9 protein-coding genes, 5 tRNA genes and 1 pseudogene are annotated in these 13,589 nt (G+C 70.6%); 6 read left to right on the forward strand and 9 right to left on the reverse strand.

What is annotated here, in order from left to right:
* Positions 1-2 precede the first annotated feature (2 nt).
* The 9 genes from AB0435_RS05220 to AB0435_RS05260 all read right to left on the reverse strand — a co-directional run bounded on the left by AB0435_RS05220 (position 3) and on the right by AB0435_RS05260 (position 4,405).
* On the reverse strand, positions 3-914 hold the full coding sequence (locus AB0435_RS05220; protein WP_366006073.1) for an MEDS domain-containing protein: 912 nt from the start codon (positions 912-914) through the stop codon (positions 3-5).
* An 87-nt stretch (positions 915-1,001) separates the two neighbouring features.
* Positions 1,002-1,074 (reverse strand) — tRNA-Glu (locus AB0435_RS05225).
* Positions 1,075-1,110: 36 nt separating this feature from the next.
* Positions 1,111-1,182 (reverse strand) — tRNA-Gln (locus tag AB0435_RS05230).
* 12 nt (positions 1,183-1,194) lie between these two features.
* Positions 1,195-1,267, reverse strand: a tRNA-Glu gene (locus tag AB0435_RS05235).
* Positions 1,268-1,326: 59 nt separating this feature from the next.
* A tRNA-Glu gene (locus AB0435_RS05240) sits at positions 1,327-1,399 on the reverse strand.
* 73 nt (positions 1,400-1,472) lie between these two features.
* Positions 1,473-1,544, reverse strand: a tRNA-Gln gene (locus AB0435_RS05245).
* Between the two features lie 304 nt (positions 1,545-1,848).
* Positions 1,849-3,327, reverse strand: coding sequence for a glutamate--tRNA ligase (gltX, locus tag AB0435_RS05250; protein ID WP_366006072.1), 1,479 nt, complete (start codon positions 3,325-3,327; stop codon positions 1,849-1,851).
* Positions 3,320-4,102 carry a fumarylacetoacetate hydrolase family protein gene (locus AB0435_RS05255; RefSeq protein WP_366006071.1) on the reverse strand — a complete coding sequence of 261 codons (783 nt, stop codon included), beginning with the start codon at positions 4,100-4,102 and terminating at the stop codon, positions 3,320-3,322. Before AB0435_RS05255 ends, gltX begins: the two co-directional genes overlap by 8 nt.
* A gap of 90 nt (positions 4,103-4,192) precedes the next feature.
* On the reverse strand, positions 4,193-4,405 hold the full coding sequence (locus AB0435_RS05260) for a hypothetical protein (protein ID WP_366006070.1): 213 nt from the start codon (positions 4,403-4,405) through the stop codon (positions 4,193-4,195).
* 483 nt (positions 4,406-4,888) lie between these two features.
* Between AB0435_RS05260 and AB0435_RS05265 the strand changes: the two genes are divergently transcribed.
* From AB0435_RS05265 to AB0435_RS05290, 6 genes and pseudogenes are all read left to right on the forward strand, one after another.
* On the forward strand, positions 4,889-8,521 hold the full coding sequence (locus AB0435_RS05265) for a nitrate- and nitrite sensing domain-containing protein (RefSeq protein ID WP_366426223.1): 3,633 nt from the start codon (positions 4,889-4,891) through the stop codon (positions 8,519-8,521).
* A 9-nt stretch (positions 8,522-8,530) separates the two neighbouring features.
* Positions 8,531-8,944, forward strand: coding sequence for a roadblock/LC7 domain-containing protein (locus AB0435_RS05270; RefSeq protein ID WP_361526074.1), 414 nt, complete (start codon positions 8,531-8,533; stop codon positions 8,942-8,944).
* 103 nt (positions 8,945-9,047) lie between these two features.
* Positions 9,048-9,455 (forward strand): DUF742 domain-containing protein, encoded by a 408-nt coding sequence (locus AB0435_RS05275; RefSeq protein WP_116214075.1) that lies wholly within the window; start codon positions 9,048-9,050, stop codon positions 9,453-9,455.
* A complete protein-coding gene (locus tag AB0435_RS05280; RefSeq protein WP_366426224.1) occupies positions 9,436-10,017 on the forward strand; it encodes an ATP/GTP-binding protein in 582 nt (193 codons plus the stop codon). The genes AB0435_RS05275 and AB0435_RS05280 overlap by 20 nt, the downstream gene beginning before the upstream one ends.
* A gap of 514 nt (positions 10,018-10,531) precedes the next feature.
* Positions 10,532-11,356, forward strand: a pseudogene (locus tag AB0435_RS05285) (nitrate- and nitrite sensing domain-containing protein); the annotation flags it as partial.
* 507 nt (positions 11,357-11,863) lie between these two features.
* Positions 11,864-13,588 (forward strand): ATP-binding protein, encoded by a 1,725-nt coding sequence (locus tag AB0435_RS05290; RefSeq protein ID WP_366426245.1) that lies wholly within the window; start codon positions 11,864-11,866, stop codon positions 13,586-13,588.
* The last annotated feature ends 1 nt before the right edge of the window (position 13,589 follow it).

Here is a 13,589-nt window from a genome sequence, read left to right on the forward strand (position 1 = left end):
GCTCAGCAGGCATGGGCGGCCCCCAGCCGCAGGCCCGGGGTCCGGTCCCAGCCGATGAGGGTGATGACGTGCAGCAGATGGGGCGGCACCCCGGCCAGTTCGACGGTGCAGTGGCGGGCGGCGCGGGCCCTGGCGAAGGTCATGAGCAGCCGCAGCCCCGTCAGGTCGAGGAACTCCACCCGGGACATCTCCAGGCGGACGTCGCCCCGGACGGAGGCGACGGACTGGAGGGCGTCGCGCAGGTGCCGGTGCGAGGCGGTGTCGACCACCCCCTCGATGCGCAGGCCCGGCGGGTCGAAGGTGCGGACGACGACGAGTTCGGCGGTGCGGATGAGGGGATCCACTTCGACGCTCCTGGGATGGGCCGATGCGAAGGCGTCCAGGGCGGCGGGGTCGCAGCGGCGGGTGTCGCACTGGCAGACCGCCAGTGCCTCCCCGGAGCCGAACTCCGCGGCCAGCAGGGCCTCGTAGCGCAGCAGCCGGGAGACGTCCCGGCCGTCGCACAGAGCGGTGCACAGATCCCCCGTGACGCGCAACGCGCGGTAGCCCTCGCTGCGGGACCGGTCGACGGCCGCCCGCAGCGAGCCGACTAAGGCGTCGGGGTCCAACTCGCCCTGCCGCGCGGTGAGCTCGGCCGCCCGGAGCACCTCCAGCTGTCCGGCGGGCACCAGGGGCGGCCCGGTGAAGCGGCACTGCTCCAGCACTTCTCCCGGCCCCTCGGGGCCGTCCGCGCCCGCCAGATAGAGGATCTTGTGCTTCGCGTCCAGGCCCGCGAGCAGGAATCCCCGCAGGACCGACGCCCGTTCCTCGTCCGAGGCGTAGAGGGCGCAGACGTGGTCGCCGGGGCGGAGGTCACCGACGTGGACCGTGCCGGCCGTGCCGCCGAGGTGTCGCGCGCCGTCGGTATGGGCCATGCGTGGATTATCGGGCCCGGCACGTGCCTGCGGAAGCCCACACGAAAAAATGCCCCCCGCTTATGCGGGAGGCATCTTTCCTTTTTGTACCCCCGACCGGATTCGAACCGGCGCTACCGCCTTGAGAGGGCGGCGTGCTAGGCCGCTACACAACGGGGGCCTGCTTTGCTGCTTTGCAGAGCTGTCGCTCTCTGCGCTGGGCTACCAGGACTCGAACCTAGACTAAGGGAACCAGAAACCCTCGTGCTGCCAATTACACCATAGCCCATGGTGTTACCCGTACCCCCGACCGGATTCGAACCGGCGCTACCGCCTTGAGAGGGCGGCGTGCTAGGCCGCTACACAACGGGGGCCCTAGCGATCCATTCATCGCCTCCGGGAAATCTCCGGATGGTGATGAATTCAGGATCTGTACCCCCGACCGGATTCGAACCGGCGCTACCGCCTTGAGAGGGCGGCGTGCTAGGCCGCTACACAACGGGGGCTCGCACTGCGCTATACTGCTTTGTTTACCGCGTTTCCTACTTTAGCAAAAGAAATCCGAGTGAATTTCTTTTGCTGGGGTACCAGGACTCGAACCTAGACTAAGGGAACCAGAAACCCTCGTGCTGCCAATTACACCATACCCCACCAGAACTCGACCTCCCTGAAGGGGTCTTGCTCGGCTCGCTCCGTCCGTTCCGGCCTCTCGGCCCTCTCGGGCGGCGCAGGAAGAACATTACCCGAAGGTGGAGGGTGCTCCAAAACCGATAAGCCCGCGCAGCGGCCGGGACGCCTCCGCGAGGCCCCCAGGGCCGCGTCGAAGGGCTCCGGGCGGTCCCCACGCGCCCCGTACGGGCCCTGGTGGCACACAAAGACCGGGGCCCTCCCCCGCGGTCGTGTACCGCGAGAGAGGGCCCCGGCCCGGATGAGTGCCGCTACGGCCTTTACCGCCTTACGCAGCCAGCTTCGCCAGCGCCGCGTCGATGCGGGCGAAGGTGCGCTCGCGGCCCAGGATCTGCAGGGACTCGAAGAGCGGCAGGCCGACCGTGCGGCCGGTGACGGCCACGCGGACCGGGGCCTGCGCCTTGCCGAGCTTCAGGCCGTGCGCCTCACCGGCGGCCAGCACGGCGTCCTTGAGGGAGTCGGGGCTGGACCAGTCGGCCGCCTCGAGCTTCTCGCGGGCCGTGCGCAGCAGCTCGCCTGCGCCCTCCTTCATGGCCTTGGTCCAGGACGCCTCGTCCTGCACCGGCTCCTTCAGGAAGAGGAAGTCGACGTTGGCCGTGATGTCCGACAGCACCGTGACGCGGGTCTGGGCGTACGGGGCGATCGCCTCCCAGGCCGTCCGGTCGAAGTCCTCCGGGGCCCAGTTGGCGTGCGGGGCCCGCAGCCACGGGGAGCACGCCTCGGCGAACGCCTTCACGTCGAGGCGGCGGATGTGGTCGGCGTTGATCGACTCGGCCTTCTTGAGGTCGAAGCGCGCCGGGTTGGCGTTGACGTCGGCGAGGTCGAACTTCGCCACCATCTCGTCGATCGAGAAGATGTCCTGGTCGGCCGAGAACGACCAGCCCAGCAGCGAGAGGTAGTTGAGCAGGCCCTCGGGGAGGAAGCCGCGCTCGCGGTAGAGGTTGAGGGACGCCTGCGGGTCGCGCTTGGAGAGCTTCTTGTTGCCCTCGCCCATGACGTACGGGAGGTGACCGAAGGCCGGGATCTCCTTGGCGACGCCCAGCTCGATCAGCGCCTTGTAGAGCGCGATCTGGCGCGGGGTGGAGGACAGCAGGTCCTCGCCGCGCAGCACGTGCGTGATCTCCATCAGCGCGTCGTCGACGGGGTTGACGAGCGTGTAGAGCGGGGCGCCGTTGGCACGGACGATGCCGTAGTCCGGGACGTTCTCCGGGGTGAAGGTCAGCTCGCCGCGCACCAGGTCGGTGAAGGTGATCGCCTCGTCGGGCATCCGGAAGCGGACGATCGAGGGGCGGCCCTCCGCCTCGTACGCGGCCTTCTGCTCGGGCGTCACGACGCGGCACTTGCCGTCGTAGCCGGACGGCTTGCCGGCGGCACGTGCGGCCTCGCGGCGGGCGTCGAGCTCCTCGGTGGTGCAGTAGCAGTGGTAGGCGTGGCCGCCGTCCAGCAGCCTGCGCGCGACGTCCTGGTAGATGTCCATCCGCTGCGACTGGCGGTACGGGGCGTGCGGGCCGCCGACCTCGGGGCCCTCGTCCCAGTCGAAGCCCAGCCAGCGCATCGAGTCCAGCAGCTGCTCGTACGACTCCTCCGAGTCGCGCGCCGCGTCGGTGTCCTCGATGCGGAAGACCATGGTGCCGCCGTTGTGGCGGGCGAACGCCCAGTTGAAGAGGGCGGTGCGGACCAGACCCACGTGAGGGTTGCCGGTCGGCGAGGGACAGAAACGGACGCGTACAGGAGTTGCGCTAGCCACGCTTGATCACCTTATTGGTGAGAGTGCCGATGCCTTCGATGGTGACGGCGACCTCGTCGCCGACGTTCAGGGGCCCGACGCCGGCCGGGGTGCCCGTGAGGACGACGTCGCCGGGGAGCAGCGTCATCGCCTCGGTGATGTGGACGATCAGGTCCTCGATGGAGCGCACCATGTCGCTCGTGCTGCCCAGCTGGCGCTGTTCGCCGTTGACCGTGCACATGATCCCGAGGTCGCTCGGGTCGAGCTCGGTCTCCACCCAGGGGCCGAGCGGGCAGGAGCTGTCGAAGCCCTTGGCCCGGGCCCACTGCTTCTCGCTCCGCTGGATGTCGCGGGCGGTGACGTCGTTGGCACAGGTGTAGCCGAGGATGACGTCCTTCACGCGCTCGCGCGGGACCTCGCGGCACATCCGCCCGATGACCACGGCCAGCTCGGCCTCGTGGTGCACCTCATGGGAGAAGGAGGGGTAGGCGATGGGGTCGCCGGGGCCGATCACCGAGGTGGACGGCTTGAAGAAGGCGACGGGGGCGTCGGGGACCTCGTTGCCCAGCTCGGCGGCGTGCTCGGCGTAGTTGCGCCCGATGCCGACGACCTTGTTGGGCAGCACGGGCGGCAGGAGTCGCACCTTGGAGAGGGGGATCTTCTGCCCCGAGCGCTCGAATTCGGCGAAGGGGTGGCCCTTGATGATGTCGAGGAGGGGGCCGCCTTCGGTCGAGGCGTCCCCTTCCACGACGCCGAAGGCGACGTTGCCGTCGATGGAGAACCTGGCGATGCGCACGGGAAGCTGTTGCCCCTTATCTGATCCGGCCGGAGTCTGACCACATCAGGCTATCGCGGGGGACGCGCGCGGCCCGTGCGCCGCCGGGCGTCAGTCCTGGGGGGCCGCGACGGGCGCGGTCATGAGGACGGTGCGGCGCGGGTTGGCCGTGACGGTGGGCAGTTCGAGGGCGTGCTCGCGGGGCTCCAGCGCGCGCAGCGCCTGGGCGCTCTCCAGGTGGGCGAGCGTCGTGCGGCGCGGGTTGGCGGTCTTGCGGGACACCAGCGTCGTCGTGGTCTTCGTCTTCTTGGTCGTCGTCTGCACTTGCTGCCTCGCGGTGTCGTGTGTCGCGGTCGTTTTCGCGGCCTGTGTAAAGGACCAGGCTAGGCGCGCCTATCCCCCGTCGTCCGCGCGGGAAGTCATGACTTGCTTGTGAGTTTGCTCACGAGTGTGCTGAAAAAAGCCGCATAGCGGGCGCTTATCTCGCCTTCACGAAACGGACATTGCAGTGCTGAACCTGACGTTCCGCTCCTGATCATGGCGACTGGGACACCCGGCGACCATGGACACCGCCGGGTCGTATTGCCACCGATCGCCCCATATAAAGGCTCTGGTCCTCTACAACCCGTGACGGTGAACGCCACCGAGCGTCACGCACCGGAAGGGGTCGTGCACCGGCCTTGTTGGGAGATCCGGCACTGTGCTGCAATTCCACGGACCGCCAGGGGGCAACCGCGGTCCCCCCACGACTCGACACCGTCCCGCCGCTCCACCGGTGGGACGCCTGGTCCAGAGGTTGCGACGCTAGTGCAGGGACGTTTCAAGAGGGATGGCAGCGCTGCGGCGGAGCCGGAGCCGCGCGGTGCGACCGACCGCGGCACGTCCGCCGACGCGCCGACCGGTGGCGAATCCGCCGAACGGTCGAAGTCCAAGTCGAAGGCGAAGGGGCCCAGCGGGCCGGGCTCACGAATAGCCCTGCGCAACTGGCGCATTTCAACCCGACTCGTCTCCCTGCTCGCCCTCCCCGTCGTCGCGGCGACGACCCTGGGTGCCCTCCGTATCGACAGCTCGCTTCAGAACGTCGACCAGCTCGACCACATGAAGCTCCTGACGGACATGACGAGCAAGGCCACCGCACTTGCCAGCGCCCTGCAGGACGAGCGCGACAAGTCCGCCGGCCCGCTGTCCGCCGGTGCCAAGGACGACGACAGCGTCGTCTCGACCCGGCAGCGCACCGACAAGAACATCCAGGCCTTCAGCCAGGCCACCGAGGAACTGAAGCCGAACGACCCGACGATGGTCGGTGTCTCGAACACCCTCGTCGACATCAGCCGCCAGCTGAAGAAGATCCAGTCGGTCCGGCAGGACGCGTTCCACGATCCGAGTTACATCGCCCAGACCGTCAACAACTACGACTCGCTGATCAACTCCCTGCTGTCGCTCTCGCAGGACATGGCCCAGGCCACCAGCAACAGCGACATGATCACCGCGACCCGCTCGCTGGCGACGTTCTCCGCCGCCAAGGAGTACGCCTCCATCCAGCGCGCCGTGATCACCGCGGCCCTGGCCGCCAAGGGCGGTCCCAGCCTCTCGGCCAACGACCGCCAGTACGGCGACGAGGCGCGGCAGGCCGAGGACCAGTCGATGAAGCGGTTCTCCGCGATCCACGCCGACGACGCGAAGACGCTGCTCCAGGCCCTCAACGGCGGTGTCGCCGACGTCACCACGGCGAACGCCCTGGCCGAGCGCATCCTCTCCAAGGACGGCGGGATCAAGGACGCCCAGACGTCCTGGCGCGACTGGTCCGACCAGTCCGGCACCAAGCTCACCGAGATGTCCAAGGTCGAGCAGGACCTGCTCTCCCAGATGGTGCAGAAGGCGCGTGAGCTGCGCGACGAGGCCCAGCAGGAAGCCATCCTCAACGGTGTGCTGATCGTGCTCGTCCTCGGCATCTCGCTCGTCGGCGCCTTCGTCGTGGCGCGGTCCATGGTGCGCTCGCTGCGCCGCCTCCAGGACACCGCGCAGAAGGTCGCCCAGGAGCGGCTGCCCGAGCTCGTCAAGCAGCTCTCCGAGACCGACCCGCAGGACGTCGACACGTCCGTGCAGTCCGTCGGCGTGCACAGCACGGACGAGATCGGCAAGGTGGCCGCGGCCTTCGACGACGTGCACCGCGAGGCCGTCCGCCTCGCCGCCGAGCAGGCGCTGCTGCGGGGCAACGTCAACGCGATGTTCACCAACCTCTCGCGCCGCAGCCAGGGCCTCATCCAGCGTCAGCTGTCGCTGATCTCCGAGCTGGAGAGCCGCGAGGCCGACCCCGACCAGCTCTCCTCGCTGTTCAAGCTCGACCACCTCGCGACCCGCATGCGCCGTAACGGCGAGAACCTCCTCGTCCTCGCGGGTGAGGAGCCCGGCCGCCGGTGGACCCGGCCCGTGCCGCTCGTCGACGTCCTGCGCGCCGCCGCGTCCGAGGTGGAGCAGTACGAGCGCATCGAGCTCAGCGGTGTGCCGCCGACCGAGGTCGCCGGCCGCGTGGTCAACGACCTCGTGCACCTCCTCGCCGAGCTGCTGGAGAACGCGACGTCGTTCTCCTCCCCGCAGACCAAGGTCAAGGTCACCGGTCACGCGCTGCCCGACGGCCGCGTGCTGGTCGAGATCCACGACACCGGCATCGGCCTCTCCCCGGAGGACCTCGCCTCGATCAACGAGCGGCTCGCCAGCCCGCCGACCGTGGACGTCTCGGTCTCCCGCCGCATGGGTCTGTTCGTGGTCGGCCGCCTGTCCCTGCGACACGGCGTCCGCATCCAGCTGCGCCCCTCCGACTCGGGCGGCACGACCGCGCTCGTCATGCTGCCGGTCGACGTCGCCCAGGGCGGCAAGCGGCCGATGCCGGGTGCCACCGGCGCGCCCGCCCCGGCCGGCATGCCTCCCGCCCCCGGCGGCAAGGGCGGCCCCGGCCTCATGGGCGGCTCCGCGCCGCGCCGTCAGGTCCCGGGCAGCGGCCCGCGCCCGGCGCTGGCCGGCCGTCCCGCCACGACGGAGAGCGGTCTGCCGACGCGCCCCGTCCCCGCGCCGGGCGCGGGCAACGGCGCCGGTCCCGCCGCCGGTCCGACCGGTGGCAGCCTCTTCGACGCCGCGCCGCGCGGTGGCGCGGACGCCAAGGGCGCCCCGGGTGCCGACGGCCGTTCCGCGCTGCCGACCCGTGGTGACGGCGCCCCCGCCTCCATCCCCCCGGCGAGCGAGAACGTCCGCCGCCCGCAGATGCCGAGGCGCCGGGGCAGCGGTCCCGCGGCCGCTCCCGGCTCCGTGCCCGAGCTGCCGACCCGCAAGACCCCCAGCTGGGGCAGCCAGCAGCAGCCCGCCGCCCCGACGCCGCCGGCCGACGACTGGCCGATGCCGTCCGCGGACGCCGCGGGCCGCGCCGCGCAGGACACCCCGCGCGGTCACCAGGACGTCGACGCCGCCTCGACGGGCAGCTTCCCCGTGCCCGCGGACGGCACGTCGGGCGGTTTCGCGCTGCCCGCCGGTCCCGGCGACACCGCCCAGTTCCCGGCGATCGGGTCCGCGCCCGAGCCGTCCGGCAGCACGTCCGGCCAGTACGCGCGGCCCGACGGGCCGGGCTCCACGGGCCAGTTCGACCTCCCGGACCACACGGGCGGCCGGCACGCACAGCCGAACGACCCCGCTACGACGGGCCAGTTCGCCCTGCCCGCCGGCACGGACGCGCCGAACAGCACCAGCGGCCAGTACGCGCAGCCCGGCGGCACGGGCCAGTTCGCCCTGCCGGGCACGGCCGAGGCCCCGAACAGCACGAGCGGTCAGTACGCGCGTCCCGCGGCCCCGGTGGACGACTGGCCGCTGGCCGGTGACGGCGGCGCGGGCGGTCACGCCCGCCCCGACGCCGACCGGGCCCCGCTGCCCTCGGCCGGTCAGGGCGACGGCCGGACCCCGCTCTTCGAGGAGCTGGAGTCCAACTGGTTCCGCGGTACGGACGAGAACCAGCCACCCGCCGCGCCGGTGCCCCCGGCGGGCACCCCGCAGCGGCTGCCGCGGCGCGAGCCGCGCCAGACCCTCGACGACCCGCAGCGCTCGCAGGTCCCGCCCGCCCCGCGGGCGGACCGGCCGCAGCCGGCCGCGCAGGACAACTGGCGCGACTCCCCCAACGACGAGCGCTGGCGCCGGGCCGAGCAGGTCCGTGAGCCGGCCGCGGGCGGGATCACCTCGTCCGGTCTGCCGCGCCGCGTGCCGCGCGCGAACCTCGTCGAGGGCACCGCGGAGCAGCAGCAGAACCAACCGACCGGTCCGCAGGTCTCGCGCGCGCCCGACGACGTGCGCGGCCGTCTGACCAACCTTCGCCGGGGCATCCAGCAGGGCCGTCAGGCGGGCAACGCCTCGGCCACCGGCAGCCACGACGTTGGCCCCACTTACCAGCAGGAGCGTTAGTTGAGTCCGATGAGCCAGGCGGCGCAAAACCTGAACTGGTTGATCACCAGTTTCGTGGAGAGCACCCCGGGGGTGTCCCACACGGTGGTGGTCTCCGCCGACGGACTCCTTCTGGCGATGTCCGAAGGTTTCCCGCGGGACCGCGCGGACCAGCTGGCGGCGGTCGCCTCCGGCCTGACCTCGCTCACGGCCGGAGCCTCCCGCATCTTCGAGGGCGGCGCGGTCAACCAGACCGTCGTGGAGATGGAACGAGGCTTCCTCTTCATCATGTCCGTCTCCGACGGATCCTCCCTGGCCGTACTGGCGCACCCCGAGTGCGACATCGGCCTCGTGGGCTACGAGATGGCCCTCCTCGTCGACCGCGCGGGCACCGTGCTCACGCCCGATCTCCGCGCCGAGCTCCAGGGCAGCCTGCTGAACTGACCCCCGCACCCCGCAGATACCGTCCGACCGCACGGCCGAAAACCCCCCACCGGCCAACGCTCGACGGCATTATTGCCATCCTGCTGTCCCGTCCGGAGGATTCATGACCCCGCCCGCCTCGCCCGGCCCGTACGGCGCTTCTCATCACGCGTCGTACGGGAGTGAAGGCGACCAGCCGCTGGTCCGCCCCTATGCCATGACGGGTGGCCGCACCCGGCCGCGCTACCAGCTCGCCATCGAGGCCCTGGTCAGCTCCACGGCCGATCCGGCGCACCTCCAGGGGCTGCTCCCCGAGCACCAGCGGATCTGCCACCTGTGCCGGGAGGTCAAGTCCGTCGCGGAGGTCTCGGCGCTGCTGAACATGCCCCTGGGCGTGGCACGCATCCTCGTCGCGGACCTCGCGGAAGCCGGAATGGTGGCGATCCACCAGCCGGGCGGCAGCGGCGAGTCCGGCGGGACGCCGGACGTGACACTGCTCGAAAGGGTGCTCAGTGGACTTCGGAAGCTCTAGCGGGGGCGTCGGCCGTTCCACCACGTCCGCGAAGATAGTCGTGGCGGGCGGATTCGGCGTCGGCAAGACCACGTTCGTGGGCGCGGTCTCGGAGATCAGCCCGCTGCGCACCGAAGCCGTGATGACGTCCGCCTCCGCGGGTATCGACGATCTCACGCACGCGCCGGACAAGACCACGACGACCGTGGCGATGGATTTCGGCCGCATCACGCTGGACGACGATCTGATCCTCTATCTGTTCGGGACGCCGGGTCAGGACCGCTTCTGGTTCATGTGGGACGACCTGGTGCGCGGTGCCATCGGCGCGGTCGTGCTGGTGGACACCCGCCGGCTCGCGGACTGTTTCCCCGCGGTCGACTACTTCGAGAACAGCGGCCTGCCCTTCGTCATCGCCCTCAACGGCTTCGACGGCCACCAGCCGTACGGTCCCGAGGAGGTGCGCGAGGCGCTGCAGATCGGCCCGGACACCCCGATCATCACGACGGACGCCCGCCACCGCAACGAGACCAAGAGCGCTCTCATCACTCTTGTCGAGCACGCCTTGATGGCGCGGTTGAAGTAGCTCCGCGCAATCTCCTGGTTGTCGGAAATGGGTTGTGGTATTGAACACGACCCGGCGGTGCGTTCATAACGTTTCGACAGAGAATCGGCCGGACGTGGACACAGTCTGCGTTCGGCCCGCTTCGCTCTGCTCATGATTCGCCCGCCATTTGGCGCCGCTCGCTCTTAATGCCCGTTTTATGTCGGGCAAATCGCTTCGGCCGTCGGCTGTGCGCACTGTTTGGAATGCGCACGCCTGACGTGCTGGAATTCCAGGAACCGAGCAGTAACGGCTCAGTTCGAAAAACGGCACACAACGCAGGTGCCGACGCCGAGAGGTTGTTGGTCGAGTGACGCGCAGAAAGACGGGCGCCGCACAGCAGGCGCGGGACGAGCGGGGCAACTTCACCCCGCCGTCGCGCACAGCGGTGCCGCCTTCCGACGTGCCAGAAACGCCCGCCCCGCCGACCGCGGCCCGTGGCGGCCGCTTCTCGCCCCGCAACTGGCGTGTGCCCGTCCGCCTGAACGCGATCCTGATGATCCCGGTGCTGGTGGCCCTGGTCTTCGGCGGACTCGACGTCAAGGGCTCGGTCGACACCTGGACCGAGGCCAAGGACGCGGCGAACACCGCGCGTCTGGTCCGCGCCGCCGCCACGTACGCCCACGCCGTCCTCGACGAGCGCGACCTGAGCGCGCAGCCGATGCTGCTGGGCCACCGTGAAGACCCCGTCGTCAAGAAGGCGCAGGCCGCCACGGACTCCGCCAAGGCGGAGTTCGACAAGGCCGTCTCCAAGGCACCGGACACCCCGACCCTGCGGCGCCGCCTGAAGCTCTTCCGCGAGGCCGAGCTGACGCTGCCGAAGCTGCGCAAGATCGCCTTCACCTCCGAGCTGGGCCAGGTGAAGTCCGAGGACGGCTACGGCGCGATCCAGCAGCCGCTGATGACCTTCGCCAACGAGCTGGGCCTGGGCACCGGCAACAACTCCTACGGCCGCATGGTCTACGCGATCGAGCTGGCGAAGGCCGCCGAGTCGCTCCAGCGCTCCATCGGCACCCACCTGCTGGTCAAGCCGGTCGAGAGCGAGTCCGACCGGAACGCGCTGACGACCGCGTTCATCTCGTACAACTTCCTCGAGTCCATCGCCCGGCGTGAGTACGACGCCGCCGGCAGCGAGGACGACATCAGCCGCCTGAACGACATCATGGCCACCAAGGCCAAGACGTCCGAGCAGGACAAGATCTTCAACGCGCTCGCGGCGGGCTCCACGCAGAAGCAGCTGAAGACCGCGGACATCACCGCGGACAGCTGGTTCACGGCCGCGACGGCGAAGTTCGACGCGTACCGCGAGGTCGAGAAGGAACTGGCCGACAAGGCGGTGAACGAGGCGGAGAGCGTCTCGTCCGACGCCCAGCAGACCGCGTACGTCAACGCCTCGATCCTGATCGCGGTCCTCATCATCGCGTTCTTCGTGGCCGGGATGATGGCGCGCTCGATGAGCCGCAACATGCGCCACCTGCGCCGCGCCGCCTTCGACGTCGCCGAGCAGCGGCTGCCCGCGCTGGTCGACCAGCTCTCGCGCACCGACCCCGGCCGCGTGGACACCCGGATCCAGCCCATCCCGATCACCACCCGGGACGAGATCGGCGAGGTCGCCCGCGCCTTCGACCAGGTGCACCGCGAGGCCGTCCGGCTCGCCGCCGAGCAGGCGCTGCTGCGGGGCAACGTCAACGCGATCTTCACCAACCTCTCGCGCCGCAACCAGTCCCTGATCGAGGGCCAGCTGACCCTGATCACGGAGCTGGAGGAGAACGAGGCCGACCCGGACCAGCTGGAGAACCTCTTCCGCCTGGACCACCTGGCCACCCGCATGCGCCGCAACGGCGAGAACCTCCTGGTCCTCGCCGGCGAGGAGCCCGGCCGCCGCTGGGACCAGCCGGTCCCGCTGGTGGACGTGCTGCGCGCCGCGTCCTCCGAGGTGGAGGCGTACGAGCGCATCGAGCTGTCCGGCGTCCCGGACGCCGAGATCCACGGCCTGGCCGTGACCGACCTCGTGCACCTCCTCGCGGAGCTGCTGGAGAACGCGACGTCGTTCTCCTCCCCGCACACCAAGGTCCGCGTCACCGCGACCCGGCTGCCCGACGGCCGCGTCATGGTCGAGATCCACGACAAGGGCATCGGCCTGACCGCCGAGGACTTCGCGGACATCAACCACCGCCTGGCCAACCCGCCGTCCGTGGACGTCGCGATCGCCCAGCGCATGGGCCTCTTCGTGGTCGGCCGCCTGGCGACCCGCCACGGCATCCGCGTCCAGCTCCGCCCCTCCGGCGAGCAGGCCGGCACCACCTCGCTGGTCATGCTCCCGGACGCCATCACGCACGGTGGCGGCGGCGAGGACGAGCTGTCCGGTGACGACTTCACGGTCTCCCGGATGGTGCCCGAGCAGCAGGCGGCGCCGATGGGCCGGTTCCGCACCGCGGCCGAGCTCGGCTTCGACGACTCGCGCTACGAGCCCCGGCAGGAGAACTCCGGCGCCCCGGCGCTGGACCCGGTCGGCCGCTCGCGGCTGCGCGAGGAGCGCCGCGCGGCCCTGGAGGCACAGGTGGCCGACGGCCGCCCGCTGTTCCAGGACCAGGTCGCCCAGCAGCCGTTCGAGCAGCAGGGTTACGAACAGCAGGCCGCTCAGCAGCAGTCCTACGAGCAGCAGCCCGACCAGGACACCGGCGGCCACGCGGTCCCGTACCCCGGTCAGCACGCGACGGGCCAGCACGCGGTCCCGCAGCACGGTCAGCACTCGACCGGGCAGCACGCGATGCCGCAGCAGGACCAGCACTCGACGGGTCAGCACCAGGCGCCGCAGCAGGGCCACGAGCCCTACGAGCAGACGGCCCAGCACGCCTACCCCGAGGCCGGCTATCCGGAATCCGGGTATGCGGAACCGGGTTACCCCGGGCAGCAGCAGGGCTTCGACGGTTTCGCCGCCCCGGCCCAGCAGGGCGGGTGGCAGGACTCAGGTCCGTACCGGAACGCCACCCAGCAGGGTTACGGAGCGGATTCGGAATCCCTGTCGCCCGCTGACACGGCACAGCCGGAGCGCGTAGAGTTCGACCGTCCGGGCCCCGCCTCGAGCGGCTCCCACTCGCTGACCGGGTCCGGTCTGCCGCGTCGCGCGAAGCAGTGGCAGCAGCCCGGTTCAGTCGAGGACGCCGCGGGGGCCGGCGATGCGGAGCAGCCTCAGCAGGACGTCCGACAGCAGCCGCAGGAGGGCGAAGAGCCCGACTGGCGATCGACGAACGACGAGCGCTGGCACCGCGCCGAGCAGCTCCGTGAGCCGAAGGCCGGCGGAATCACTCCTTCTGGTCTCCCCCGCCGCGTGCCCAAGGCCAATCTGGTCGAGGGCAAGGCGGAGCAGACCCCGCAGAGCGGCGCCCAGATATCCCGTGCCCCGGAGGACGTACGCGGCAGGCTGAGCAATCTGCGCCGCGGCATCCAGCAGGGACGCAGCGCGGGCGGCGACACCGCCGGCGCGCAGGAGCAGCATGAGCAACACGACCAGGGCTTCGGCCCCGGCGGTACCTACGATCAGGAGCGTTAGT

It is taken from the genome of Streptomyces sp. NPDC051173 (genome assembly GCF_040689515.1).
Taxonomy (GTDB): Bacteria; Actinomycetota; Actinomycetes; order Streptomycetales; family Streptomycetaceae; genus Streptomyces.

Excerpts from the sequence above, each read along its gene's own strand:
- AB0435_RS05220 (WP_366006073.1), bottom strand. The coding sequence starts at position 914 with ATGGCCCATACCGACGGCGCGCGACACCTCGGCGGCACGGCCGGCACG.
- AB0435_RS05270 (WP_361526074.1), top strand. The coding sequence starts at position 8,531 with ATGAGCCAGGCGGCGCAAAACCTGAACTGGTTGATCACCAGTTTCGTG.
- AB0435_RS05275 (WP_116214075.1), top strand. The coding sequence starts at position 9,048 with ATGACCCCGCCCGCCTCGCCCGGCCCGTACGGCGCTTCTCATCACGCG.
- AB0435_RS05290 (WP_366426245.1), top strand. The coding sequence starts at position 11,864 with ATGCGCCGCAACGGCGAGAACCTCCTGGTCCTCGCCGGCGAGGAGCCC.